General features: G+C 72.0%; 21 protein-coding genes. 5 read left to right on the forward strand and 16 right to left on the reverse strand.

The genetic code is table 11. The features are described from left to right. Positions 1-35: 35 nt before the first annotated feature. From D7W79_RS00395 to D7W79_RS00430, 8 genes are all read right to left on the reverse strand, one after another. Positions 36-1229, reverse strand: a complete 1194-nt coding sequence (locus D7W79_RS00395) for a CheR family methyltransferase (protein ID WP_120523323.1) — start codon at positions 1227-1229, stop codon at positions 36-38. Between the two features lie 9 nt (positions 1230-1238). Then, positions 1239-2297: a chemotaxis-specific protein-glutamate methyltransferase CheB gene (gene cheB, locus D7W79_RS00400; protein ID WP_120523324.1), complete on the reverse strand. Its 1059-nt coding sequence runs from the start codon at positions 2295-2297 to the stop codon at positions 1239-1241. A gap of 90 nt (positions 2298-2387) precedes the next feature. Beyond that, positions 2388-5354, reverse strand: coding sequence for a response regulator (locus tag D7W79_RS00405; protein ID WP_120523325.1), 2967 nt, complete (start codon positions 5352-5354; stop codon positions 2388-2390). After that, positions 5351-7177 (reverse strand): methyl-accepting chemotaxis protein, encoded by a 1827-nt coding sequence (locus tag D7W79_RS00410; protein ID WP_120523326.1) that lies wholly within the window; start codon positions 7175-7177, stop codon positions 5351-5353. Before D7W79_RS00410 ends, D7W79_RS00405 begins: the two co-directional genes overlap by 4 nt. A 1-nt stretch (position 7178) precedes the next feature. After that, on the reverse strand, positions 7179-9020 hold the full coding sequence (locus D7W79_RS00415) for a methyl-accepting chemotaxis protein (protein ID WP_120523327.1): 1842 nt from the start codon (positions 9018-9020) through the stop codon (positions 7179-7181). Beyond that, complete coding sequence (locus D7W79_RS00420; RefSeq protein ID WP_120523328.1) at positions 9017-9385, reverse strand: protein CrdC; 369 nt, start codon at positions 9383-9385, stop codon at positions 9017-9019. Before D7W79_RS00420 ends, D7W79_RS00415 begins: the two co-directional genes overlap by 4 nt. A gap of 4 nt (positions 9386-9389) precedes the next feature. Continuing rightward, a complete protein-coding gene (locus tag D7W79_RS00425) occupies positions 9390-9827 on the reverse strand; it encodes a chemotaxis protein CheW (RefSeq protein ID WP_120523329.1) in 438 nt (145 codons plus the stop codon). A 23-nt stretch (positions 9828-9850) separates the two neighbouring features. Beyond that, the gene (locus D7W79_RS00430) at positions 9851-10600 is read right to left on the reverse strand and encodes an OmpA family protein (protein WP_120523330.1); all 750 of its coding nucleotides are present in this window, start codon (positions 10598-10600) and stop codon (positions 9851-9853) included. A gap of 177 nt (positions 10601-10777) precedes the next feature. On the opposite strand from D7W79_RS00430, the gene D7W79_RS00435 reads away from it, so the two are divergent. Then, positions 10778-12250 (forward strand): sigma-54-dependent transcriptional regulator, encoded by a 1473-nt coding sequence (locus D7W79_RS00435; protein WP_120523349.1) that lies wholly within the window; start codon positions 10778-10780, stop codon positions 12248-12250. 9 nt (positions 12251-12259) lie between these two features. Here D7W79_RS00435 and D7W79_RS00440 read toward each other — a convergent pair whose 3' ends face one another. After that, positions 12260-12943, reverse strand: a complete 684-nt coding sequence (locus tag D7W79_RS00440; protein ID WP_147441743.1) for a hypothetical protein — start codon at positions 12941-12943, stop codon at positions 12260-12262. A gap of 310 nt (positions 12944-13253) precedes the next feature. On the opposite strand from D7W79_RS00440, the gene D7W79_RS44420 reads away from it, so the two are divergent. From D7W79_RS44420 to D7W79_RS00450, 3 genes are all read left to right on the forward strand, one after another. Further along, positions 13254-13823: a hypothetical protein gene (locus D7W79_RS44420; protein ID WP_208729598.1), complete on the forward strand. Its 570-nt coding sequence runs from the start codon at positions 13254-13256 to the stop codon at positions 13821-13823. After that, entirely contained in the window at positions 13813-14193 is a 381-nt protein-coding gene (locus tag D7W79_RS44425; RefSeq protein ID WP_208729599.1) for a GIY-YIG nuclease family protein, read from the forward strand. Before D7W79_RS44420 ends, D7W79_RS44425 begins: the two co-directional genes overlap by 11 nt. Before the next feature lie 89 nt (positions 14194-14282). Beyond that, positions 14283-15800, forward strand: coding sequence for an Hsp70 family protein (locus D7W79_RS00450; protein WP_120523332.1), 1518 nt, complete (start codon positions 14283-14285; stop codon positions 15798-15800). 4 nt (positions 15801-15804) lie between these two features. Here D7W79_RS00450 and D7W79_RS00455 read toward each other — a convergent pair whose 3' ends face one another. Beyond that, positions 15805-18519, reverse strand: coding sequence for a PAS domain-containing hybrid sensor histidine kinase/response regulator (locus D7W79_RS00455; protein ID WP_120523333.1), 2715 nt, complete (start codon positions 18517-18519; stop codon positions 15805-15807). Positions 18520-18635: 116 nt separating this feature from the next. Next, the gene (locus D7W79_RS00460; protein ID WP_120523334.1) at positions 18636-19835 is read right to left on the reverse strand and encodes a hypothetical protein; all 1200 of its coding nucleotides are present in this window, start codon (positions 19833-19835) and stop codon (positions 18636-18638) included. A gap of 200 nt (positions 19836-20035) precedes the next feature. On the opposite strand from D7W79_RS00460, the gene D7W79_RS00465 reads away from it, so the two are divergent. Then, on the forward strand, positions 20036-20440 hold the full coding sequence (locus D7W79_RS00465) for a response regulator (RefSeq protein WP_244221530.1): 405 nt from the start codon (positions 20036-20038) through the stop codon (positions 20438-20440). A gap of 10 nt (positions 20441-20450) precedes the next feature. On the opposite strand, the gene D7W79_RS00470 is transcribed toward D7W79_RS00465, so the two are convergent. From D7W79_RS00470 to D7W79_RS00490, 5 genes are all read right to left on the reverse strand, one after another. Beyond that, entirely contained in the window at positions 20451-21125 is a 675-nt protein-coding gene (locus D7W79_RS00470) for an SOS response-associated peptidase (RefSeq protein ID WP_120523335.1), read from the reverse strand. A 93-nt stretch (positions 21126-21218) separates the two neighbouring features. Then, positions 21219-21890 (reverse strand): DUF2378 family protein, encoded by a 672-nt coding sequence (locus D7W79_RS00475; protein ID WP_120523336.1) that lies wholly within the window; start codon positions 21888-21890, stop codon positions 21219-21221. Positions 21891-21959: 69 nt separating this feature from the next. After that, positions 21960-23402 carry a sensor histidine kinase gene (locus D7W79_RS00480; protein ID WP_120523337.1) on the reverse strand — a complete coding sequence of 481 codons (1443 nt, stop codon included), beginning with the start codon at positions 23400-23402 and terminating at the stop codon, positions 21960-21962. Positions 23403-23753: 351 nt separating this feature from the next. Beyond that, positions 23754-25397 carry a GMC family oxidoreductase gene (locus D7W79_RS00485; RefSeq protein WP_120523338.1) on the reverse strand — a complete coding sequence of 548 codons (1644 nt, stop codon included), beginning with the start codon at positions 25395-25397 and terminating at the stop codon, positions 23754-23756. 102 nt (positions 25398-25499) lie between these two features. After that, entirely contained in the window at positions 25500-26024 is a 525-nt protein-coding gene (locus D7W79_RS00490) for a hypothetical protein (RefSeq protein ID WP_120523339.1), read from the reverse strand. Between the last annotated feature and the right edge of the window lie 14 nt (positions 26025-26038).

Consider the following 26038-nt stretch of genomic DNA (forward strand, 5'->3'; position numbering starts at 1 on the left):
GTTTCGGCGGACAGGCGAGCCACCCCCTGCCCCCTTCAGCGCGCCCCTTCCGCCTCCAGCCGCTCCACGGCCCGGGCGCAGGCCACCCGGAGCCGGGGCAGGTTGAGGAAGAAGGGCACCGGCCGCGCCCGTCCTGACTCCACCGCCCGCAGGGCCCGGCGGTAGGCCTCCAGCGCCGCGCCGGGCTGGCCGCACTGCTCCAACAGCAAGCCCAGCAGGTAGCGCGCGGCGACGTGGTCTGGATCCAGGTCCAGGCACCGGCGCAGGTCGCGCTCGGAGCGCTCATCGGGGACGCCCGTGGAGGCCCCGTCGAGCACGCACGAGAACAGCCAGTCCGCCATCGCGGTCTCGTCCGGAGGCACGGGCACGTCCGGCTTCGGCGCGGTGGAGTCCCGCTTCGGCCGGGGTGCCTCCACGGCCGGGGCGTCCTCGCGCACGTAGAAGAAGGCGTGCTCGCTGGGCAGGAGCCGCAGCTCCGGAGGCACCTGGAGCAGGGGCTCCGCGGCGGACAGCACCAGCACGCCACCGGGCGCGAGCCTTTCGCTCAGGCTCCGCACGGTGCGCTGGAAGGCGTCCGGGGTGAAGTAGATGAGGACGTTGCGGCAGAAGATGACGTCGAACCCGCCGCCCCCGGGGGCCTCCGGATAGGGGGCCTCCATCAGGTTGTGGCGCCGGAACTCCGCCTGCGCGCGCAGCGAGCCCACCAGCGCGTGGCGCCGGCCCCTGGGTTCGAAGTAGCGCGCGCGCGGCCCCTCCGGCACGCGCCGGAGCGCCTCGGCCGGAAAGCTCAGCTCGCGCGCCCGGGTGAGCACCTGTTCGGAGATGTCCGTGCCCAGCACGCGGCTGGCAGGGTCCGCGCCCTCCTGCGCCATCATCAGCAGCAGCGTGGCGACCTCCTCCCCCGCCGCGCAGCCCGCGCTCCACACGCGCAGCGGCGTCTTCGAGCGCTGCACCCGGGGCGACAGCACGTGCTCGCGGAAGGCGGCGAGCTGCACCTCGTCCCGGAACACCTCCGACGTGTGCACCGCCACCGCGTCCACCAGCCGGGCCAGGTCCGCCGCTCCCGACGGGGAGCGCAGGTGCGCCGCCAGCTGCGCCGGGCCTCCGCCGTGTCCCAGCGCCTCCAGCCGCGCGTCCAGCCGCCGCCGCTGGGCCCCGCTCAGCGCCATGCCCGTGTGCGCCTGAAGCCAGGCGTGGACGGGAGCCCAGCGCTCGGAGGAGGACGTCATCGCGCGCGGTCAGCGGCTGACGGCCAACGACTCTCCGCGCGCCAGCCGCGCCAGGGTGGCCGCGACGTCATCGCCGTGGATGAGGTGGTCCACTGCCTTGCGCTCCACCGCCGCGCCCGGCATGCCGAACACCACGCAGGACTCCTCGTTCTGCGCCAGCGCCAGCCCACCGGCCTGCTTGATGGCCAGGAGCCCGTCCGCCCCGTCCGCGCCCATGCCGGTGAGCACCACGCCCACCGCGCGCCGGCCGTAGGCCTTCGCCACGCTCTCCAGCAGCACGGTGCCGCTGGGCATGTGCCCGTCGCGCTCCACGCCGGCCTTGAGCGCCACGCGCCCGCGCACGGGCACGACCATGTGCTGATCCGGCGGCGCCACCAGCACCAGCCCCGGCGTCAGCGTGTCCCCGTCCCCGGCCAGCCGCACCTTGAGCTTGCTCGCGTTGGCGAGCCAGCTGGCCAGCGACTCCGAGAAGGCGGCGTTGATGTGCTGGACGATGACGATGGGCGCCGGGAAGTCCGCCGGCAGCTCCGACAGCATCCGGTAGAGCACCTGCGGACCGCCCGTGCTGGCGGCCACCGCGACGATGCCCATGGAGGCGGCGGGCAGCACCGGGACGGGCGGATGCGGCACCCCGGGCGCGCCACGCTTCTGGCCGCGCACGTGGCGGATGACGCGCACGGAGGAGATGAGCTTCACCTCCTTGGTGAGGTTCCACGCCTCCGGCCCCGCGTCGATGGAGGGCTTGATCTGCAGCGCCAGCGCGCCCAGCTCCAGCGCGCGGTAGGTGAGCGCGGGGGCCTGCGAGCGTGGATCACCCGTCAGCACCAGGATGGGGGTGGGGACCTCGGCCATGATGTGTTCCACGGCCGTGAGCCCATCCATCACGGGCATGTCCACGTCCATGGTGATGACGTGGGGACGCAGCTCCTTCGTGAGGGCAACGGCCTCCTGGCCGTTCGCGGCGGTGCCAACGACCTGGATGTCCGGGTCGTCGCTCAACGCCGCGCTGATGAGCTGGCGGCAGATGACCGAGTCATCGACCACCAGCACCGATACTTTCTTGCCCATGACCGTTCAATACCCCGTACGCGCCGCGGGAGTATAGCAATGCGAGGGGCTCCCGGGCGTCTCCGGGCATCTCCCAGCATCTGGGAACTTTCAGGCCAGCAGCCGCCCCACGACGTCCACCAGGTCCTGCCGGACGAGGTCGCCCTTGGTGATGTAGCCGTCCGCCCCGGCCGCCAGCCCACGCGCCCGGTCCGCCTCCCCTCCCCGGGTGGTGAGGATGACGACGGGCAGGCGGCCCCGGGCAGGGTCGGCCTTCAGGCGCCGGGTGAGCTCCACGCCGTCCATCTCCGGCATCTCCAGGTCGGTGACGACCAGCTCCACCGGAGGGCCCTCCTGGCCCAGCAGGTCCAGCGCCGAGGGGCCGTCCGCCGCCCGGAGGGTGTCGTACCCCACCGCCTCCAGCAGGTTGGCCACCAGCTCGCGGGTGAGGGGCGAGTCGTCCACCACGAGGATGCGGCGCCGGCGCGGCGCCGGCGCGCGCAACGGCGGCCGGGCGAGCTTCAGCGGCGCGATGCCGTGCACCCCCGCCGCCAGCGCGGCCGCGGACAGCACCATGGCCAGCCGCCCGTCCGCGAGCGACGTGGCGCCGGTGAGGTGCGTGAAGCGCGCGAGGATGCCCTTCAGCGGGAGGATGGCCTGGACGCGCTCCTCCAACACCCGGTCCACCGCCAGTGCGGCCTCCATGCCCTGACCCTTCACCACCAGCACCAGCTCCCCCTCCCGGGCGGGGCGCTCGGTGGCGTGCCCCAGCAGGGACGCCAGCGTCGCGAAGGGCAGCACGCGGCCCTCCATGCGCAGGGTGGGACGGCCGGCGACCTCTCCCACCTCGGAGGCGTCCACCTTGAGGGCGCGGGAGACGTGGACGGCGCTGAGGGCGAGCGTCTCGTCGAAGACCTGGACGAAGAGCAGGGGCGCCACGGTGAGGGACACCGGGACGCGCAGGGTGAAGATGGTGCCCCAGCCGGGCGCGGACTCCACGCCCACGTCGCCGCCCAGGGCCTGGAGGGCGGTCCGCACGGCATCCAGTCCCACGCCCCGACCTGACAGGTCGGTCACCACCTCGCGCGAGGTGAAGCCGGGCAGGAAGACGAGGTCGCGCGCGGCGGCGTCGGACAGGGCGTTGGCGGCGGGTTCGTCCAGCATGCCCCGGCGCACGGCCACGCGCCGCAGGAGCGCCGGGTCCATGCCCGCGCCGTCGTCCTCCACGCGCAGGACGATGCGGCTGCCCTCGCGGGCGGCGCGCAGGGTGAGGCAGCCCCGGGGGTGCTTGCCGGAGGCGACGCGGTCCACGCGCGTCTCCAGGCCGTGGTCCAGCGCGTTGCGGACCAGGTGCATGAGGGGTTCGCGCAGGGCCTCCACGACGGAGCGGTCCGCGCGGGTGTCCTCGCCGTCCACGACGAGCTCCACCTCCTTGCCCAGCTCCCGCGCGAGGTCGCGGACCATGCGGGGGTAGGGTTCGAAGAGGACGGAGAGGGGCAGCATGCGCAGGCCCTGGATCTCCTCCGACACCTGGCTCAGGTCGCGCAGCTCCGCGTTGGCGAGCAGCTTGGCCTCGCGGTGCAGGGTGGCGGCGACTTCCTTGGCGCGGCCCAGCCGTTCGGCGAGCGCGACGCCCGCGGGGCCCAGGTCCTCCGCGGCGCGGGCCAGTTCGCTCAGCTCGCGCACGAGCTCCAGGCGGCGCGCGGTGGCCAGCTCGCGGCGGCGGGCCACCTGGCCCAGGTTGGTGACCGCACTGGTGAGCATGTCCAGGCTGGCCACGCCGATGCGCACGGCCGTGTCCATGCGGACGTCACCGGTGCGCACCGTGCCGGGGCCGGCCTTCGGCGTGGCGCTGGCGGGCGGGCGCGAGCGCGCGGTGTCGACCATGCGCGCGCCGGGCGATGGGCTGGGGGACGCGGTGAGGTGCGCGTTCGAGGATGCGCCCGTCGCGGGGCCCACGAGGTGCGCGCCTCCCGTGCTTCCGGCGGCACTGCCAATGTGAGAGCCCGCGCTTCCGGAAGTGGGCGCCACGAGGTGCGGGTTTCCGGTCGCAGGCGCCACGAGCTGCGAGCCTCCCGCGCCACCCGAGGCGGAGCCCCCTGGGTGCGCACCGTGCGCGCCCGATGCGGCTCCTGTGGCGTGACCAGGACCGAAGCTTCCATGCGCTGCGCCCGGTGCGACTCCGGGGCCGGGGTGCATGGAGTGCGCGCCCGATGCGGATCCAGCGATGTGGCCAGAAGGGGAGTTTCCGAGCGCGGCACTCGACGCCGCTCCGTGGCCTGGATGGAGGTGCGAACCCGATGAGGATCCAGCGGCGTGGCCAGGACCTGGGCCTCCGTGCGCAGCGCCCGGTGCCGTTCCGTGGCCTGGATGGACGTACGAGCCCGACGCGGCTCCAGCGGCATGGCCAGGAGGGGAGCTTCCGAGCGCGCCCCCGTCGCCGTGGCCTCCCGCCGAAGTCCCGGACGGATCCGCGCGGAGGGCCGTCGCGAGGAACTGAGATGCGGCGGTTGCCGGGGATGCGCCTCCTGCCGGCGCGTCCGGGCGCGTGGCCGGCACGCCCCAGTGCGCGGGGACCACCACGGGCCCTGACGGCTCCCGGCGGTCCGTCACGATGAGGTGCGACGCGCCCGCCGTCCCCTCCCCCTTCGCGACCCGGCCGCCTTCGTCCAGACGGGAGGCTCCCGGCGGACGCGCGGACTCCACGACGACCTGCTGCTGCAGCGTCGCCACCAGCGTCTCCACCGCCAGCAGCGGCTCCCCCGCCTGGAGCGCGCCCGACAGCGCGAGCACCGTGTCCGCCGTGGCGAGCAGCGCGTCGGTGGACTCCGACGACAGGCGGTAGCGCTGCGGCTCCGCGCACCGGACCAGCTCCTCCATCTCGTGCGCGAGCGTGTTGATCTCACTGAAGCCCATCATCCGGGCCTCGCCCTTGAGCCCGTGCAGCTCGCGCAGCACCCGCTGCCCGGCCTCCAGGTTGCCCCCGGACTCCAGCTCCATCAGGGAGCGGTTGATGCGCTCCAGACGGACCGTGACCAGGTCGCGGAACTGCTTGAGGAGCCGTTCGCTGGGGTTCACCCGCCGCCCCCCTTGCGCAGGGTCGCCTGGTGGATCTGGAAGCGCTCCACCACCCCACGCAGGTCCTGCGCCAGCCCCAGCAGATCGCCATTCGCCGCGCCCACCTGCTTCGTCGCGTTGAGGCTCTGCTGCGTGATGCGCAGGATGTCCGCCATCGTGTCCGCGAGCTGATCCGTGCCCGCCTGCTGCTGCTGCGTGGACCGGGAGATGATCCGCACCGCGTCCGACGTCTGCCCCGCCAGGCTGACAATCTGCCGGAGCGACTCGGACACCTGCTCCGCGAGCGCCGTCCCCGTCTCCACCGCGCGCACTCCGCCGCCCGTCACCGTCACCGTCGCGGAGGAGGCCTCGCGCACCTCCTCGATGAGCCCCTCGATCTCCTTGGTGGACTCCAGCACGTTCTCCGCCAGCCGGCGCATCTCCGCCGCCACCAGCGAGAAGCCCCGCCCCACCTCGCCCGCCTTCGTCCCCTCCAGCTCCGCGTTGAGCGCCAGCAGGTCCGACTTGTCCGCGACGCCGTTGATGAACTCGACGATCTTCCCGATCTGCTGCACGCGCTTGTTGAGCCGCGCCACCGCCGCACCAATGGCCTGGTTGTCCTGGCGCATGCGCGACATGGCCCCCAGGAACGACTCCGCGCTGCGCTGTCCGCCCTGGGCCGCCGCCAGCGTGCGCTGGGCAATCTCCGCCACCGAGCTCGCGTTCTCCGCGATCTGCTTCGCCGAGCGCGCCAGCTCCTCCGTGGTGGCGCTCGTCTCGTCCAGGCTGCTGGCCTGCTCCGCGGCGCCCGCCTCGTAGCGCCCGGAGGTGCTGAGGATCTCCTCCGTGGTGGCCGAAATCTGCGAGCCCGCGCGCTGCAGCTCCGCGAGCACGTCCGCCAGGTGCGTGCGCATCGTGGTGAAGGCCGCGGACACCGCCCACACCTCGTCCTCCGCGGGCACCAGCCGGGGGCTGGCCAGGTCGCCCGCGGCGATGCGGCGCGCCTCGCCGGACAGCTCCCGCATGGGCCGCCCCAGCAGCGTCCCGCCCAGGTACGCCGTGGCGAGCGCCAGGCCGAACACCACCGCGCACAACAGCGCGCTGGACGTGAACGCGTCCAGCCGCAGCGCGTCCACCAGCACGCCCTGCGCGTCCGGGCTGCCCGCGTCCATCAGCCGATGGAAGAGCCGGTCCGTCAGCGCCGTGACGACCTGCGCGCACATCACCGCGGGCGTCACCACGCAGATGGCGGTGAAGGCCACCAGCCGCGCGCGGATGCGCGAGCGCCGGGGCAGCGCGGCGATGACCTGCGCATGCGTCAGCCCCTGCTCAGCCACCCACAGCACGCCACGCCGCGCCCTCAACGTGACCAGCCCGTACACGAGCAGCGACGTGAGCGGGCCGAACAGCGCCCCCAGCCCCGCGACCCGCAGGGTGGTGTCCCCCGGCAGCTCCATCCCCGACCAGAGCGCCACCGCCACCACGCCCGTGGTGAGCCCCCACAGGCCCAGCGAGCGGAAGAACGCCTCGCCCGGCGCGCGCGCCACCTCGCCCACCGCCATCGCCAGGTGCTCGGGCGTGGGCGGCAGCGCTCCGCGCTCCAGGGCCCGCAGCCGGGGGAAGCGGCGCAGGGACACGCCCACGCCCAGGAGCATGTGCAGCGCGCTCACGCCCACCACCAGGATGACGAGCTTGCCCAGCTGAGCCACCAGCTCACCGCCCACCACGAGCGACGCGAAGTGCAGCCCCAGCGTGGAGCCCACCAGGTTCGCCAGCGGGATGGGGACCATCAGCTGCCGGCTGAAGGCGGCCCGCCGGGAGCTCACGCGCGAAGGGGAGGCCATGTCACCCACCTCCCAGCGCGGGGGGCGAACCGGGAGCCCCGGTGGTTTCGCCAGCGGGCGGCTCGACGTGGAAGCGCTGCACCACGTGTTGCAGGTCCGCCGCCAGGGCGGACAGGTCCGCGTTGGCCGCCACCATCTGCTTGGTGGCCGCGGCGTTCTGCTCGGTGACGCGCAGGATGTCGCCCATGGCCGCCGCGAGCTGATCCGTGCCCGTCTGCTGCTGCAGCGTCGCCAGCGAGATGCTGCGCACCGCGTGCGACGTCTGCCGCGCCAGCTCCAGGATGAGCCCCAGGCTGTCGTCCACCTGCGCCGCCAGCAGCGTGCCCAGCTCCGTCGTCTTCAGGCCCGCCTCCGTGGCCATCACCGCGCCGTTGGTCGCGTCGCGGATCTCCCCGATGAGGCCTTCAATCTCCTTCGTGGAGCGGATGACGTTCTCCGCCAGCCGGCGCATCTCCGCCGCCACCAGCGAGAAGCCCCGCCCCACCTCACCGGCCTTGGTGCCCTCCAGCTCCGCGTTGAGCGCCAGCAGGTCGGACTTGTCGGCGATCTCGTTGATGAACTCCACCACCTTGCCAATCTGCTGCACGCGCTTGTTGAGGCGCACCACCGCGTCCGCGATGGCCTCGTTGTCCTCCTTCATGCGATGCATGGCGCCCAGGAAGGCGGTGGCGCCGCGCTGGCCGGACTGCGCCGCGCCGAAGGTCGTCTCCGCGATGGCGGACACGGACTCCGCGTTGTCGGCGATCTGCTGCGCGGACCGGGCCAGTTCCTCCGTGGTGGCGCTGGTGGCGTTGAGCGCGCCCGCCTGCTCGTCCGCGCCCACCCCCTGCTCCGTGCTGGTGGCCACCAGCTGCTCCGTGGTGGAGGAGATCTGGATGCCCGCCCGCTTGAGCTGCGACAGGGCCTGCACCAGCTGCACCTGCATCTGGGTGAAGGCCGCGGAGGTGGCCCACACCTCGTCCTCGGCGTGGATGACGCGCGGGGGCCGCACCTCGCCGCGCGCGATGCGCGTCGCGTCCTCGGTGATGGCGCGCAGGGGCTCCGACAGCGCTGTGCCCGCGAGCGCCGCGGTGCCCAGGATGAGCAGCGTGACGAGCCCCGCGATGAGCCCCAGCGGCGGGCCCTCTCCCTCGCGCGCCCGGGCCATCACCTCCGCCCGCTCCGCCGGCGTGGTGGCCTGGGCCCACTCATCCACCACCGTCACCGTGCGCGTGAAGGCCACGTCCAGGATGAAGAGGGAGGGGCTCAGGACCGCGATGGCGGTGAACACCACCAGCCGGCGGCGGATGTGCATGCGCCGGGGCGGCAGCGCGGCCAGCACCTCCAGCGGCGACGGCCCCAGTTCCACCAGCCGTGCCAGCGTGGCCCGCGCGCGGCGCACGACCATCAGGTAGACGAGCATCGCGCTCAAGGGGCCGATGGACAGCCCCAGCACCGTCACCCGCAGGCCCTCCGTCCACGGCACGTGCGCAAGCGTGGGGAAGGCCAGCGCCACCGTCAGCGTGCCGCCCAGCCAGCCCTGCATCACGAACCAGAAGCTGCGGCCGGGGATGGCCGCCACCTCCTGGATCGCCACCAGCAGGTGCTCCGACGTGAGGGGCAGCTTTCCCTCGCCCAGCGCGAACAGCGTGCGCAGGGCTCGCGTGTCGCGCGCGAACCCCACGCTGATGAACAGCGCGAGCGCGCAGAACATCAGCCACGTCAGCGGCGTGCGGCCGGCCTCCGGCAGCGTGTGCGACAGGTGGATGTGGAGGAACGCGACCCCCACGCCCAGGCAGCTGCCCGGGATGCGCGGCCGCGTCGTCCAGCGGCCCAGCGCGCGAAGCTCCGGCGGCGGCGTCATGCGCCCTCCCCGGCCAGGCCCAGCAGGTAGCGCTGGAAGGACTCCAGGCGCAAGAGCGGCCAGAGCACCCCGCGCGTGATGACGAAGCCGCGCAGGCTTCCCCCGGAGGCCCCCGCCACCACCGGCGAGGGCGGCAGCACCGACAGCACCTCCGAGTCGATCTCCAGCCCGTCCACGCCCACCGTTCCCCCGGTGGCCGTCACGAGCACGCGCTGGGCACCGCCGGCGCCCTGGAAGGCCCGGTGGGCGGACACCATGGAGGTGTCCGGCCCTGCGATGGAGGCCACCTCGCCCGCCTCGAAGGCGATGCGGTGCGGCCCCACGTGGCACAGGAGCGTCCCCTCGACCCGGCCCGCGGGAAGCATGGGGCTAGCCGCCCTGGCTGAGGTGGTCGAAGAGGCCTTCCGGGTCGATGACGGCCACGTCGCGCGAGCCGCTCTTCACGGGGCCGCGCAGGTGGACGTGCACGCCGGAAGGGCCCAGGGGCTCCAGCGGTCCCATCAGGGCGGACACGCCGGCGACGTTGCTGGCGGTGAGGGCCAGCGTGCCGCGGGACAGCCGCACCAGGACGGCGCGGCGGGACCCGGCGGTGACCCCGCCCACCAGCAGGCTCATGTCCACGACGGGGATGACTTCCCCCCGGTGCGCGAACACACCCAGCAGGTGGGGCGGGGAACCCGGTACCCGCGTCAGCTCGGGGAAGGTGACGACCTCCGCCGCGGCTTCCGCGGGCACCGCGTACCAACTGCTTCCACACGCGAAGACCAGGTAGGACTGTCGCGTCGTTTCCGACTCTAGGGCGGCCATGCGCCCCAGAGCCTACCCCAGAACTAGCGCTGGAACTCCACGCGGCGGTTCTCCGCCCAGCCTTCCTCGGTGGCCGCGCTGGACACCGGGCGGGTCTCACCATAGCCCACCGTGGACAGCCGGTTGGCCGGCACGCCCAGGTCGGTCAGGTAGCGCTTCACGGCCGCGGCGCGGCGGTTGGACAGCTGGAGGTTGTACTCCTCCGTGCCGCGCTCGTCCGCGTGGCCGCCCAGGGTGATCTTGCCCTGGCTGGCCTTGATGCAGGCCGCCAGCTCGCCCAGGCGCGACTGCGCGCTGGAGTCCAGGGTGGACTCGTTGAAGCCGAAGCGCACCGGCGAGTAGTCGCACTTGGAGCTGGCGTCCGCCGTCACGCACTTGCCGGACTGGCACTCCTGGCCCTCACCGCAGTCGGTGCTGGCGGTGCAGGTGTCCTTGGGGGCCTGGCAGCGGCCGGCCTGGCACTTGCCACCGTTGCACGCGGAGTCGTCCTTGCACTGGGCCTCGGCGCACTTGCCGGCCTCGCAGATGCGGCCGGTGCCACAGGCCGTGTCCGTGGTGCACTCGGGCGGCTTGGGCGCGCACTTGTTGGCCTGGCAGGTGAAGCCCTCACGGCAGTTCGCGTCCGTCGCGCACTCCTGGCACTGGCCCTGGACGCAGACCTCGCCCTTCTCCTGGCACTGCTCGTCGTTGTTGCACTTGGGGTAGGTGGGCGGGCACCCGGTCATCACGGCCACGGCGAGGGCCAACCCGGCCCAAAGCGAAATCCGACGCATCATTCCTCCGACAGCAACCACGGGAAAAGAGAGGCCCACAGGGGATGGGCCCAGGCCTGTCGCGTGTAGTCGGACCCACCGGGGAGAGTCAAAAGATTTGTCTTTTCCCGAGCCTTGGGGGCAGCACGAGACCCTTGAAGCCCCGATTATTTCCGTGAGAGTGTGAGCGGTTTGCCCATGCCCGCCGCCGTCCTCATCGTCGATGACGAAAAAAACATCCTCCTCACCCTGAGTCAGTCGCTTCAGCTGGCCGGCTACCGCACGGAGCTCGCCAGCAGCGGGCAGGTGGCGCTGGACGTGGTGAGCGCGCGCCCCGTGGACGCGGTGTTGATGGACGTGAAGATGCCGGACATGGACGGCCTCACGGTGCTCTCGAAGCTCACGGCCCTCAAGCCGGACCTGCCCGTCATCATGATGTCGGGCCACGGCACCATCGACACCGCGGTGAAGGCGACGCAGCTGGGGGCGCGAGACTTCCTGGAGAAGCCCCTGGCGCGCGACCGGCTGCTGGTGGCGCTGCGCAACGCGCTCAAGCACCAGGCGGCGATGGAGGAGCTGCAGGAGCTGCGTGCGCAGCTGGGCCGCTTCGACATGGTGGGCGGCGGCCCCGCCATGCAGCGCATCTTCTCCCTCATCCAGCGGACCGCGCCCAGCGAGGGGCGCGTCCTCATCACGGGTGAGAACGGCACCGGCAAGGAGCTCATCGCGCGGGCGCTGCACCAGAACTCCAAGCGCAAGGCCGGCCCGTTCGTGAAGCTCAACTGCGCCGCGGTGCCGCACGACCTCATCGAGAGCGAGCTGTTCGGCCACGAGAAGGGCGCCTTCACCGGCGCGGTGAGCGTGCGGCGCGGCAAGTTCGAGCTGGCGCACGAGGGCACCCTCTTCCTGGACGAGATTGGCGACATGCCGGCCGCCATGCAGTCGAAGCTGCTGCGCGTGCTCCAGGAGGGAGAGCTGGAGCGCGTGGGCGGCGCGGAGACGCTCAAGGTGGACGTGCGCGTCATCGCCGCGACGAACAAGAATCTAGAGAAGGAGATCGCCGCGGGGCGCTTCCGCGAGGACCTCTACTACCGCATCAACGTCGTGCAGATTCACTCCCCGCCGCTGCGCGAGCGCCGCGAGGACCTTCCGGACCTCATCGACACCTTCCTGCGCGAGGCCTGCGCGAAGAACGGGCGGCGGCCGCTGGCGCTGTCGCCGGACGCGCTCGCGGTGATGAGCGCGTATGACTACCCGGGCAACGTGCGCGAGCTGCGCAACCTGGTGGAGCGGCTGGCCATCCTGTGCGAGGGGCCCGTCGTCTCGCGCACGGACGCGCTGGAGCTGCTGCCCCGGGGCCGTCCCCTGCCCCCCATGCCCGAGCCCACCGTGGGTGGTGACGTGCCCGCCGCGCCGTCAGTGGTCGTGTCGGCCCCCGCCGCCGGGCCCGTCACCGAGCCTGCTGCCGCGAATCCGGGCGGATGGAGGCCGCGCGTGGATCAGACCTTCCGCGAGCAGGTGGAGGACGCGGAGCGGGAGATCATCCAGCGGGTGCTCGCCCACACGCACGACAACGTGACGGAGGCCGCGCGGATCCTCGACCTGGAGCGGGGCCACTTCTACAAGAAGATGAAGGCCCTGGGCCTGCGCCGCGGCCAGTCCGAGGCCTGAGTCCCGGCCTCAGAACTGGCCCATGAGCCCGCCCACGACGGCGCCCTGCTTCGACATGCCGAGCACGGGCGTGACCTGGGCGCCCGGGAGGCTCGGGGTCGAAGGAGGCCACGCGTCCGCGGCGTCCCCACCCTGGGACAGCCCGTAGCCCAGGAACGAGCCCACGAAGGGCATCACCACCAGCCCGATGACGCCCACGGAGCGCAGGGCGCTGTCGTCGCTGAGGGTGAGCAGGGCGGAGGGCACGGCCCCCAGGGTGGCCCCCAGCAGGGTGAGGCCGTAGCTTCCCTGCCCTCCCGACATGTTTCCGGCGAAGTAGATGGGAAGCGAGGTCCCGATGGCCGCCCCCAGCCCCACGGGGACGAGGCTCATCGCGGAGCCCGGGCAGCCCAGCGCATCACACCGGCGGTCCAGCCCGACGCCGACGAACAGGCCCGTCAGGGCGCCGCTCACGAACCCGGCGCTCCCCATCAGCGTTCCCAGGGCGAGGTGCTTGCCCACCCGATAGTCGGACGAAGCCCTCGCGGTGGCGGAGACGGTCGTGGGGGCGAAGGGTGGCTCCGGCGCCATGCCGGGAGGCGTCAGGAGGTTCAGCGACTCCGGGTCACGTGAGGCAGGACCGCCCTGGGCCCGCGCGACTTCGGGGCTCAACGCCAGCCACAGCAGCAGAAGAACCCCTGGGTATCGACGCATCACTGCCCCCTGCCGGGTGGGCCCCCCCCGGCGGCCCGGGACGGTATCAGCGCGTGAGACCTCCCCCTGGGGCCGCCGGCCACGCCGCGCCTCCCTGCCATCCAACACACGCTTGCATCCGACCCGGGGCCCGTTGCGTCGCGCGTTGACGGCCCCGGGACGCGTCTGGTCTATTCGTCCCACGGGTGCCGAGGGGCGCCCGCCGCCCGGAAAGACGACGTCACCCTCGCTTCACCCGCTGTCGCCAGACTCCCGATGCAGTCCTTCCACGGTCCCCCAACGGGTGAGGGCCAGCACCGAAGGATTCGTCATGGGAACCGGCAGCACCCTCCCCGTCACGCTTCATGAATACAAGGTCCGCGCGTCCCTGCTCATCAAGGACCTGGACTCGTTCGACACCGCCCGCGCCACGCGCGCCGCGGAACGGATGCGCGCCCTGCCCTTCTTCGCGGCCCTGCCCCTGGGCGAGGTGCTCGCGCGCCGGGACACCGTGCAGCACAAGCACGGGCTCGCCGTCATCGCGCGGGAAGCCGGCCATGCCACCTGGACCGACTTGAAGCAGGCCCTGGAGGACGGTGCGCGGGGGCTGGACACGCGCGCCTTCTTCCAGAAGGTCCAGGCCGTGTTCCTCAACCGGTGGTTCTCCAGCTACGAGGAGGCCGCGCGTTCGCTGGAAGCGCAAGGGGGTTTCCTCTTCCCCTTCCGCGCGCAGTGCTTCGTCTGCGAGGCCGACTTCCTCCAGGCGCTGGGCATCGATTCGGGGGACGCGGACTGGGAGCGGATGGGCCGCGACTGGGTGCGCCCTCGCGACCGCGCCGCGAAGGAGCGGCTGGAAGCGAAGCTCGTCGCGCTGGGCTACGGAGGCCACCATGTCCGGTGACGACTCGCGCGCGTCCCGCGCCGAACGCAAGCGCGCGTACAAGGAAGCGGACGTGCCCATGGGCATCTACGCCATCCGCTGCCACGCCAACGGCAAGCTCTTCGTGCACCACGCGCTCAACCTGACCGCGATGTTCAACCGCATCCGGTTCGAGTTCGCCCAGCGCATGCACCGCGTCCCGGAGCTGCAGGCGGACTGGGAGCGCTACGGCGAGGCGGCCTTCTCCTTCGAGGTGCTGGACAAGCTGCCGCCCCGCGAGGAGCCCGGCGGCCCTCCGCCCCTGGAGGAGCTGAAGGTGCTGGAGGAGATGTGGCTGGAGCGCCTGAAGCCCTACGGTGACGCGGGTTACAACGCGCCGCCCAGGACCTGATACGGGGGGTTCAAGCGACCTCCGCGCGGAGGCGAACCGCCGTGCCGGATGCCCCGGCGCGGCGGGACGTGCGAGGATGGCGGCCTCTCATGAGCACGAGCGCCGCCCCCATCCTCGGCATTGACTTCGGGACCACCAACACCGCGGCGGCCTTCTTCGACAAGGCGAACAAGCTGCGCGTGGTGCCCATTGCGGAGAAGAGCCTCACCCTGCCGTCCATCGCGTGGTTCCACGCGGGCGACAAGGCCATCGTCGGCCCCGCGGCGCGGCGGCAGATCATCGACGACCCGCGCCACACCGTCTTCGGCGCCAAGCGCTTCCTGGGCCGCCGCTTCCAGTCCGAATACGTGGCCCGCCACCGCGGCCGCTTCGCCTTCGAACTGGTGGAGGGCCCGGACGGCTACACCGCCGTGCAGGTGTACGGGAAGGTGACGCCGCTCATCGACGTGGCGCACTTCATCCTCAAGCACATCCACACCCTGGCCACGCACGCGGCCGGCATGAAGTTCGAGGAGTGCGTGCTCACCGTGCCCGCGCACGCCAACATCCGCCAGCGCGAGGCCATCCGCCGCGCGGCGGAGAAGGCGGGGCTGCGCGTGCGCGCCATCGTCAACGAGCCCACCGCCGCGGCGCTCTACTACGCCAACCTGCGCAACCCCGAGCAGACGGTGATGGTGTTCGACCTGGGCGGCGGCACCTTCGACGTCACCCTTATGTCCGTGCAGAACCGCGTGGTGAAGGTGCTGGCCACCGGCGGCGACGCGTTCCTCGGCGGCGCCAACTTCGACGAGGCCATCGTCGAGGCGATGGTGGACGACTTCCAGCGGGAGCACGGCATCAACCTGCGGGACAACAAGGTCGTGATGCAGCGGCTGGTCTTCGCCGCCGAGTCCGCGAAGATTGCCCTCTCCAGCGGCGCGTCCGTCCCCATCCGCATCCCCTGCATCACCCAGAAGGACGGCGCCTTCGTGGACTTCAACGTCACGCTCACGCGCGAGCGGATGGAGGCCATGGTGTTCCAGCTCATCGAGCGCACCGCCGCCGCGTGCGACGACGTGCTGGAGAAGGCGGGCCTCAAGCCGGACGCCATCGACGAGCTGGTCATGGTGGGCGGCCAGACGCGCATGCCCGCCATCCGCAAGCGCCTCTCCCACTTCAAGAAGCTGTCGTCGGACAAGGAGGTTCACCCGGAGCTGGGCGTGGCCGTGGGCGCGGCCATCCTCGGGCGCAACCTGGCGCGCGGCATCAGCGGCCTGTCGGACGTGGTGCCCATGCCCATTGGAGCCATGGTGCCCGGCGGCGGCCAGCACGAGGTGCTCCCCGCCAACACGCCCGTGCCCGGCACGCGCACCGTGGACCTGGAGCTGCCGCCCTGGCCCGGCCCCGTGCCGGTGGCGCTGTTCGAGGCGCTGGACCGCACCACCGTGGAGCGCGAGCTCCTGGGCACCGTGCGCATCGAGCCGGACTGGCGCGTGGCCCATCCGGGCCCCACCACGCTGGAGCTGCGCATGGGGCCGGACTTCGCCCTCACCGCCAGCCTCGTCGCGAAGGACGGACGCAGGCAGCCGCTCACCATCAGCGACCCGAACGCGCCCCAGCGGGCTTGAACGGTCAGCGCACCGTGCGCTTGAGCTGCTCCAGGAGCTGGCGGCTCTCCTCCAGCGCCTCCTGGCAGTGGGCGACGAGCGGCTCCAGCCCCTCCAGCACCCGGGCGTCCGCGCGCTGCTCGATGTCCCAGCACAGCGACTCCAGCGTGGCCGCCCCGAAGTAGGCCGCGTTGGACTTGAGCGTGTGCGCGGCCCGCGCCAGGTTCTCCAGCTCACCGCGCGCGAGCGCGCCCCGCGCGTCATCCATCAGCCGGGGCATGCTCTCCAGCGCGGTGTCGACGAGCTCCGGGAGCATCCGCTCCACCTGCCCGTCCAACGACTGCCACAGCCGCTCCAGCGCGCCTGACTCCAGGCCCCGGATGCGCGGGGCGCCCAGGCGCGGGGCTTCCGGGACGCGGGCGATGGGGGTGGCGCCGGGCTCGCGCGGCAAGCGCTCCCAGGCGCGGCGCAGCGCGGAGATGAGCTCCTCCACGCGGATGGGCTTGCTGAGGAAGTCGTCCATGCCCGCGTCCAGGCACTCGCGCCGGTCCGCCGTCATCGCGTTGGCCGTCATGGCGATGACCCACGGCTGCTCGTGCACGGGCACGTCCTTGCGCAGCTGGCGCGTCGTCTCCAGGCCGTCCAGCTCCGGCATCTGGACGTCCATCAGCACGACGTCGTAGCGGCTGCGCGCCAGGAGGTTCAGCCCCTCGCGGCCGTTGTTCGCGGTGTCCGCCGGGTAGCCCAGCCTGTCCAACACCAGCAGCGCCAGCTTCTGGTTGGTGGGGTTGTCCTCCACCAGCAGGATACGCAGCGGCATCTGTTCGCCGGGGCGCGTGTTGAACACGGAGCGCTCGCGCGTGGCGGGCGCGGGGGCGACGGGCAGGGGCCGCGCGGAGATGAGATCCTGGGCCAGGCACGTCATCAGCGCGTCATGCAACTGCGACGCCTTCACCGGCCGGGGCAGCACCGCGGTGAACAGGCCCGGCGGCTGCGCGTCGCGCTGATCATACGAGGTGAGCAGCAAGAGGGGCAGCTCGCGCGCGTCGCGCTGCTGGCGGATGTGCGCCGCCAGCGTGGGGCCGTCCATCAGCGGCATGCGGTGGTCCAGGATGGCCAGGTCGAAGCGAGCCCCGGACTCCAGCTTGGACAGCGCCTCCGCGCCGGAGCCCACCTCCACGATGGTCATGCCCCACGCGGCCAGCTGGCGGCCCAGCAGCTTGCGGTTGATGGCGTTGTCGTCCACCACCAGCACGCGCCGGCCGTGCAGCTTGAGCGCGTCCGGGCGCAGGGCATCCGCGCTGCGCGGGGCCTCGCGCGCCTGGAAGGTGAAGTGGAAGGTGGCGCCGCGGCCCGGGACGCCCTCGCTCTCCATCCACAGCCGCCCGCCCATCGCCTCCACCAGCCGCTTGCTGATGGCGAGCCCCAGGCCCGTGCCGCCGTAGCGCCGCGACACGGATTCGTTCAGCTGGTTGAAGGGCTGGAACAGGCCGCCGCGCGCGGCTTCGGAGATGCCCAGGCCGGTGTCCTGCACGGCGAAGTGCAGCTCGAAGAGGCCGCCCGGCGCGAGCGGCTGGCGCGGGGTGTCCACGGAGATGGACACGCCGCCGCGCTCGGTGAACTTCACCGCGTTGCCCACCAGGTTGAGCAGCACCTGCCGCAGGCGCGCGCCGTCGCCCACCACGGTGACGGGCGTCTCGTCGGTGACGTGGTAGCCCAGGTCCAGGGACTTCTCGCTCGCGCGCATGGCGAGCAGGTCCAACACGGACTCCACGCACTGGCGCAGGTTGAAGGGCTGCTGCTCCAGTTCGACCCGGCCGGCTTCGATCTTGGAGAAGTCCAGCATGTCGTTGAGCAGCCCCAACAGCGCGTCCCCGCTCTGGCGGATGGTGGACGCGAAGTCGCGCTGCTCGGGCGTGAGCGCCGTGTCCATCAGGAGCCCCGCCATGCCGATGATGGCGTTCATCGGCGTGCGGATTTCATGGCTCACGGTGGCCAGGAACAGGCTCTTGGCCTGGTTGGCGTGCTCGGCGGCCTGGCGCGCCCGCTGGAGGTCGGTGACGTCGTGGTAGATGGCGATGAAGCCCATGGACTGGCCGGCCACCGTCACCGGCAGCGCGCGCAGCTCCACGTCCACCACCGTGCCGTCCTTGCGCACGCGCTTGGTGACGACGTGCACGCGGTCCTTGCGCAGCACCTCGCGCGACGTCTCCTCCGCCTCCGGACGGATGCCGTCCGCGTTGGCCACGAGCTTGAGGATGTTGCGCCCCAGCGCCTCCTGCGGCGTGTAGCCGAAGAGGCGCTCCGCGGCGGGGTTCCAGGTGAGCACCTCGAAGGTGCGGCTGATGGTGATGATGGCCACCGGGCTGTGGCTCACCACCGCCTCGAAGAACTCCTTCTGCTGCCGGAGGATGGACTCGGCCGTCTGGGCGGCGTCCATGCCCCGCAGCATCAGCATCCAGCCGCCGTCCTGCGGCACGGCCAGCACCCGCACCGGGTGCACCGGGCCCACGTGGCAGTCCGTCTCGTGAGGACCCGCGCCCGGGGAGAAGACCTGGGGGGGCGTCCAGCCCGGCAGCAAGTGGCCCACCGCCTGCCCCAGCAACAGGTCACGGGGCCCCAGCAGCGCCTCCGCGGCGCGGTTCACGGCCACGACCCGCAGGGTCGGGTCCAGGACGAGCACGCCGTCTCGCGTGTGCTCGAACAAGGCCGGATACGCGCTGGGTGGCAGTTCGGGCAACTTCCCCCTCCGTTCAAGAACTGTAGGTCAGTCGAGGCGCCAGTTCCATGTCATCCACGGAAAACCGTGGAGGTGGGCAGGCGCAGGCCTTTTTCCAGCGCTTCGAGGACGATGATTCAGGGGGTTGGCGTGCTTGCCTGGCCACGGACACGGTCGGGATGTTTCGGTTTGTATTCGCCTGGCGGTGGGAGGTCTCCCAGGGCGCTGGCGAGGACGCCCCAGGCGATGCGTGAGCGGAGCCAGCGGCCGGGGGGCCCGGGGATCCATGCCATGGAGGAGGCCAGGGTGGACATGCCAGAAGCGGGGTCGCGCAGCGTTACACCCCGCGTCCGGATCTCATGCGCGGCGAGCGTGGGGCAGCCGGCCTCCGCCAGGTCCTGGTCGAGCGCCGCGGAGGCCTCGGCCAGGGACGGGTCGGCGAAGGGCTCCAGCAGCCGCGCGTGGAAGGCGGTCTCCGTGAGGGCGATGCACCGGTTCGTCTCCGTCGCGCAGCGGCGGGCCTGACGGGCCACGTCCGGGGACGCGGCGAGGCCGGCGAAGCGGGGCCCCGTCAGCAGCAGGGCGTTCATCCGGGCCGTCTGCTCGGCGGGCATGGGCGTCCAGTCCGCGGGGGGCGAGGGCATGGCGTCGTGGGCCATGCGCTCGATGTCGAGCAGGTTGACGGCGAGGGAGCCGCCCGCGAGCGAGTCCGTGCGCAGGCTCAGCCACGCGAGGTGGCGCACCTGCTGCGCGGCCTCCAGCGGGTGGCCCGTCCTCATCCCGTGGAGCATGCGGAACTTCGCCCAGCGCTGAAGGAGGAAGACGTCGGGGACCTCGCCGGCGACCCAGTTGAAGCGTCCCTGGGTGCTCAGGGGACTGCCGTTGAACAGGTCCCACCGGTCATACGCCAGCAGCCGGACCATCCAGTCGAAGTCCAGGCGGGACACGTCGATGTTCGCGGTGAGCCAGCGGCCCTGTCTCAGGTCCAGGGCCTCCTCGCGCAGCGCTTCGGGAAGCACCAGCGGCGAGCCCTCGGGCGGCGCCCGCTTCAGGTCGCGAGACCAGGGCAGCCACGCGTTGAGCAGGAGCCCCGCGTCGCCTTCCGTCCGGCCTTCGTGGAACCAGGGGTCGGCGTCCAGCGCGGCCTCCTGCGCGCAGTAGGCCTCCACGTTCGCGGCGAGCGCCTCGCGGTGGAGGCGCAGGGGCGCTTCGACCTTCCGCTGGAACCACGCCTCCGCGCCCATCCCGCCGGCGCCGGCCAGCACGACGAGCCCCGCGACGGAGGCCACGGCGATGCGCCGGCCCCTCTTCGGCACGGCCCTGTCGGAGGACGTCATGGCCGAATTCTAGAGGGCTTTTTCCAGGGCACCCAGGAAGTGTCTGTGGCCGCCGCGCCACTGTTTCAGGGTAGACGGCCAACCAGCCCCCTGTCCTATTGGCAGTGGTAGGGACCGCCTGCCCGGAATCAATGGCGGGCCCTGGGCAGTGCGTCGCGCGGGCGACCTAGCTTTCTTTCGAACACACGGAAGAGAGAGCCGTGCCCGACGCGACGACCCCGCCCCTGATTCTCATCATCGATGACGAGCCGGAGCTGGAAGTGATGGCCCGTTACCTCGAGCTCGAAGGCTACTCCGTCCTGACGGCGTCCAATGGAGAGGAGGGACTGCTGGCCCTGGCCTCCTGTCGCAAGCCCTGCATCGTCCTGCTGGATTTGATGATGCCGGTGATGGACGGCTACGGCTTTCTCCGGCGCCTGCACGACGATGCGACACTCTGCGGACTGCCCGTCTTCGTGCTCACCGCCAGCTTCCAGACGGAGCGGATGGCCGGCGTCGTCGGGCTGCTGCGCAAACCCCTGCACATGGAGTTGCTGCTGGAGGCAGTCGCGCCGTACTGCCCCTGCACGCCTCCCGGTGAAAAGGAGAACTCCACGGCGGGTTAGCGGGAACAGGTCAGGCCGCGATGCGGGCCACGCACTCCGGGCTGTCATTGGCGGGTGAGTTCACCCCGCGCGCCACTTCGTAGACGTCCAGCGGCGCTTCCGGCGCGGGCACGAGCAGCGGCAGGAGGACGGACGCCTCCTGGGGCTCCGGGCGCAGCCACACCGACTGGCCTTCCGGCGACAGGATGACGGGCATCCGGTCGTGGATGGGCGCCATCAGCGCGTTGGGGCCGGTGGTGATGATGGTGCAGGTGCGCAGCACCTCGCCGGTGTCCGGCGCCGTCCACTCCTCCCAGAGCCCCGCCAGCGCCAGGGGCTTTCCGTCGCGGTGGTGGAAGAAGTACGGCGTCTTGGGCTTCGTGGACTGCTTCCACTCGTACCAGCCGTCCACCACCACCAGGCACCGCCTGCGCTTCAGCGCGGAGCGGAAGCTGGGCTTCTCCGCCACCGTCTCACCGCGCGCGTTGATGAGCTTGTTGCCGATGGACGCGTCCTTCGCCCAGGACGGGATGAGCCCCCAGCGGAACACGTCCAGCAGCCGCGCGCCGTCGTTGGGCACCACGGGCAAGAGCTGCGTGGGACAGAGATTGAAACGCTCGCGCTCCAGCGTCGCGCGCGCGCCCGCGAGCTCCAGCTCGGCGACGAGCTGCGCGGGAGAGGTCCGGACGGTGACTCGGCCACACATGGGCCGTAAGCGTAACGCCCGGCGGCCGGGCTCGCACCTTCCGGGCGTCTGGACGGTGGGGGACCAGGCCCCCACGCCCGGTCCCCCCGCGGCCTACTGGAACATCCGCCAGCGCGACTCCTTCGGTGCTCCCGCGGGTATCACGACGGGCGCTTCCCAGGTGATGTGGTACTCGGTGTCCAGCAGGCCCAGCTTGCGCCCCTGGACGCGCGGGTTGCGGACCCCCACCATGGTGAGCACCTCGCGCAGGACCCCCTCGTGGTACGCCGCCGGCATGAAGTCGCGCCGCATGACGAACAGGGCGTCCCCTTCCCCCTTCCAGTCGACGGAGCGCTCTCCGTAGCTCACCGCCATCTGGTAGCCGGAGGGCAGGTTCGTCACGAGCTTGCGCGCGTCCCCCGCGGCCAGGAGCAGGAAGGTGCGCCCCACCGCGGACTCCAGGAAGCTGCGCGTGGCCTGCATGCCCATCTGCCGCAGCGACTCGTCGAACCCGCCCCACCGCGGCGACAGCAGGCGCGCCGCCACCTGCGTCAGCTTGAGGAGGCTGGCCACCGGGTAGTTGAAGAAGCCCACGAAGCGGCGCTCGTCGGTGACGGACCGGCACGTGGCCAGCGCCTCCTCCCCCACGCCGGTGCGCACCGACTCCAGCACTCCCAGGAAGAACATGCCCCGGGCGGTGTCCTGCTCCGTCGCCGCCATTCGCCGCACTGCCCAGTCCGCGTCCACTGAGCCCGCTTCCAGGAACGGCTTCGCCTGTGCATGCATGTGCATCCTCCATGTTCGCGTGGGCCCACGCCCCACGGCGAGTCGCCAACCTGCCGCTGCACTCTCTCTTCAGGGATGCGCCGCCACTCCGGCCGCCTGCGCGCACGCGTCCGGGAACAGGACGGTGAAGCGCGAGCCATGGCCGAAGTCGCTCTCCGCCTGGATGCGCGCGCCGTGCCCCTGCACCAGGCGCTTCACGATGGCGAGCCCCAGCCCGGTGCCGCGCAGCTTGGTGGTGAACATGGGCTCGAAGATGCGCTCCAGCAGCGGCGCGGGGATGCCCGGCCCGTCGTCCGTCACGCGCAGGCTCCAGCCGCCCTCGCCCCGCGCGTCGGCGTGCACGCAGACCGTCCCGGTGCGCTCCGGCGGGATGGCCTCCACCGCGTTCTGGATGAGGTTGACCAGCACCTGGCGGAACTGCTCGCGGTCCAGGTGCGGCACCGGCAGCCCGTCCGGCACCTGGTTGTTCACGCGCACGCCCTCGCGCCGGGGCACCACGCTGATGGCTTCCTCCACCAGCGGCTTGAGCGGACAGGGCGTGCGGCGCGGAGGCCGGCCCTTCGCGTAGTCCAGCAGGTCGGAGATGATGACCGAGCACGCCTGCAGCTCCCGGTCGATGATGTCCAGGAAGCGCGGGATGCGCGGGTCGGACGGATAGTCCTCCGCCTTGCTCAGCCGGCGCAGGACGAACGCGTGCGCGGTGCGCGCGGCCGCCAGCGGGTTGCGCAGCTCGTGGCTGACGCTCGCGGTGAGCTGCCCCAGCGACGCCAGCCGCTCCAGCCGCTCCGCGTGGTCGCGGAAGGCGTGCACCTCGCGCACGGCGGCGTCCAGCTGCCCCGTCCGCAGCGCCAGCTCCTCTTCACTGGCGGCCTCCGCCAGGGCCTGGCGCCCGGCCCGCTCCCCCATGTCGCGCAGCGCGTCCCGGCAGGCGACGAGCAGCACCGCGTCGATGACGGCCACCCAGAAGGCGTGCTCCAGGAAGCGCCACCACTCCGGGTGCAGCTGGCCGTAGACGGACTCCGGCCACAGCGCGCCCCGCATGCAGTGGTCCGCGACGATGGCCAGGCTCGCGGTGAGCAGCACCTTCGGGTCGCGGTAGAAGGACAGCACCGCCAGCGACCCGAAGATGTGGAAGTGCGTCTCGATGCGGCCCCCCGTCAGGTGGATGAGCAGCGCGGACCAGAGCATCTGGCTCACCGCCACCACGTGACGCGTCACCGCCTCCCCCGGATGCAGGCGCGTGAGCATCACCGGGAACACGCTCAACGCCGCGCCCAGCAGCACCGCCGTCTGCACGTGCAGGTGCGGCGCGCGCACCTTGCCCTCCCAGCCATGGGGAGACACGAACACCGCCACCAGCACCGCCGCCGCCCACTGCCCCAGCATCAGCCAGGTGAACAGGCCATCCACCCGCTTGCGAGAGTCACGCAGCTGCAATGCCAGAAGCGCCGCCGCCCGTCCTTCCAGACACGGAGAGACCTTCGCCGGAGCATGAAAGGAAAAGGCTGGCATGGACGAAGTCATCTCTTCACCCGACCGGAATGGTGGCGGAAGCGATTAACCCTGTAAAATACGGACTACACGGAACTCCCTGAACCAACCATGCTGCCCGGGGGCACGAGGAATGCCGAAGCTTGAACACTGCCGGCGCCCACCCACGCCGACGGTGTGAGACGGAGCCAGAGGGCGGCTCCATCCCGTGCATTGCCCGCTAACAATGACATCCTGGCCATCCCTGTGGCCACCGAAGCGAGCGCATCCGGGACCGCAGTACGAGGCCCGCGCTCAGCTCTGTCCACTGGGAGCGCCCCGGGTCTCAAGGGGGCACAGGGGCCCGCGGCGTACACGCCCCGCGGGGCAGCGTCAGGAGGCGGCGGCCTGGGGCTGCCGGGGCGCCTCGAGCGTGGCGTCGGTGTCGCCCCGGGGCAGCTCGCGGGCGGCGGGGATGAAGGTCATGGCGCGCTCGGCGAGCGCGGTGATGGTGAGAGAGGGATTGACGCCCGGGTTGGCGGAGATGGCCGCGCCATCCACCACATACAGCCCCTCATAGCCATACAAGCGGTGGCGTGAGTCGATGGCGCCTGTCTTTGGCGAGTCCCCCATGCACGCGCCGCCCAGGATGTGCGCGGTGGTGGGGATGCCCATGAGCGTCTCGCTGACCATGGTCATGGGGTAGCCATCCAGCTTGTCGGACACGCGCTTCGCCAGGTCGAAGGCCTCCGGCATGTTCGCGGTGGGCGCGGGGCCCTCCTGCAGGCCGGTGGTGAGGCCGGAGCGGAAGCCGGTGGTGAGCGCGCGGCCCCGGCGCATGCGCAGGTGGCCCTCCATGGTGCGCATGTACAGGAGGATCATCGTGCGGCGCGCGAAGTCCGGGACGAACCACGCCTGGAGGAAGCGCAGGGGCTTTCGCGCGAGCAGGCCCACCAGGCGGGCCACGCGCGTCCACGCGGTGGCGCCGGGGACGTGGGGCGCCATGAGCAGGCGGAAGAAGCCGGAGCCCTCCGGGTAGCGCACGGGCTCCAGGTGCGAGTGCTCATCGGTGTGGAGGATGGACCCGATGGCGATGCCCCGGGACAGGTCGCGAGCCTTCTGCTTGTTGCCGCTGACGATGCCGATGAGCGCCTCGGAGTTGGTGCGCACGCCGTCGCCCACGCGCTCGGAGAGGTTCGGCAGCCCGTCCTTCGCGTCCTTGAGCTTGAGCAACAGGTCCATGGTGCCCAGCACGCCGCCCGCGAAGATGACGTGCTTCGCGGTGAAGCGGCGCGTCTTCCGGAAGAAGCCGGTGCCCTCTTTCGCCGTCACCTCGTAGCCGTCGCCGCCCGGCAGGGGGCGCACCCACGTCACCTCCGTGTCCGCGTGGAGGGTGAGGCCGCGCTTCTCCGCGAAGTAGAGGTAGTTCTTGTCGAGCGTGTTCTTGGCGTTGTTGCGGCAGCCCAGCATGCAGCCGCCGCACGCGTTGCAGCCGGTGCGGTCCGGGCCCTCGCCGTTGAAGTAGGGGTCCTTCACGGTGACGCCGGGCTCGCCGAAGTAGATGGCCACGGAGGTGGCCTGGAAGTCCGTGCGGCCCAGGTCCTGGCCCACTTCCTTGAGCACCTGGTCGGGGTACGTGGTGAGCGGGTTGACGGTGGCGCCCAGCATGCGGCGCGCGGTCGCGTAGTGCGGCGCGAGCTCCTCCTTCCACGGCGCCAGATGGCCCCAGGAGGAGGCGTCGAAGAAGTCGTCCTTCGGGATGGGCAGCGTGTTGGCGTAGACCAGCGAGCCGCCGCCCACGCCGACGCCGGACAGCACGGTGACGTGGCGGAAGAAGGTCATCTTGAAGAGGCCGCGCCACCCGAGCTGGGGCATCCACAGCCAGCGCTTCAGGTTCCAGTTGGACCTGGGGAAGTCCTGGCCCTGGAGGCGCCGGCCCTTCTCCAGCATCACCACGCGATAGCCCTTCTCGACGAGCCGCAACGCGCTGACGCTGCCGCCAAACCCCGAGCCGATGATGAGCCAGTCGCAGTCCATGACGTCCTCTCCGTCCCCCTGGGCGCGCGAGTCCCCCGCGCCAGGAGGTCCGCACTCTATGCCACGAGCGCGGGCCGTCCTCGCGGGACCTGTCGCACGCCCTCAGGAGCGGGCCGGCGCGGCCTGGCGCTTCGTGGCCTGCTTCCTCGCCCGGCGTGCGGCGGGCGTGTTGGCGACGAACTGGCGGCCCGCCTTCGAGCCCGCGCGCTTGCGGCGCTCGGTGGCCTTCTTCTGGGCCGGACTCAGGTGGGCCCAGGCCTTCTTCGGGAGATAACGCGCGGTGGTCCGCCCGTGGCGGGCGCGGGTGCCGCCGTCCTGGGTGCCCCACTCCTCCTTCGTCCAGGAGGACAGGTGGCGCTGAGCGGTGCCACGTCCGCCACGGTAGCCGCCGCCGGCCTTCTTGTACTCGGCGGCGAGGAGCTGGGCCTTGCGCGCGCTCCACTGGCCGGCGCGGCCGCCCTTCTCGCCCTTCAGGATGCGCTTCTTGAGGCGCTCGCGGAGGGCGGGGTCCGTATACCGGCCGCTGGCGCTGGCGGACGCGTGGCTCTTGCGGGCCGCGCGCTTCGCGGGCGTGGCGGCGGCGTGCTTGCGGCGGGGCGCGGCGTGGGTCTTCCGACGGCTGGCCATGGGGCCTCCTTTGC

Source organism: Corallococcus exercitus (assembly GCF_003611585.1).
Taxonomy (GTDB): Bacteria; Myxococcota; Myxococcia; order Myxococcales; family Myxococcaceae; genus Corallococcus; species Corallococcus exercitus.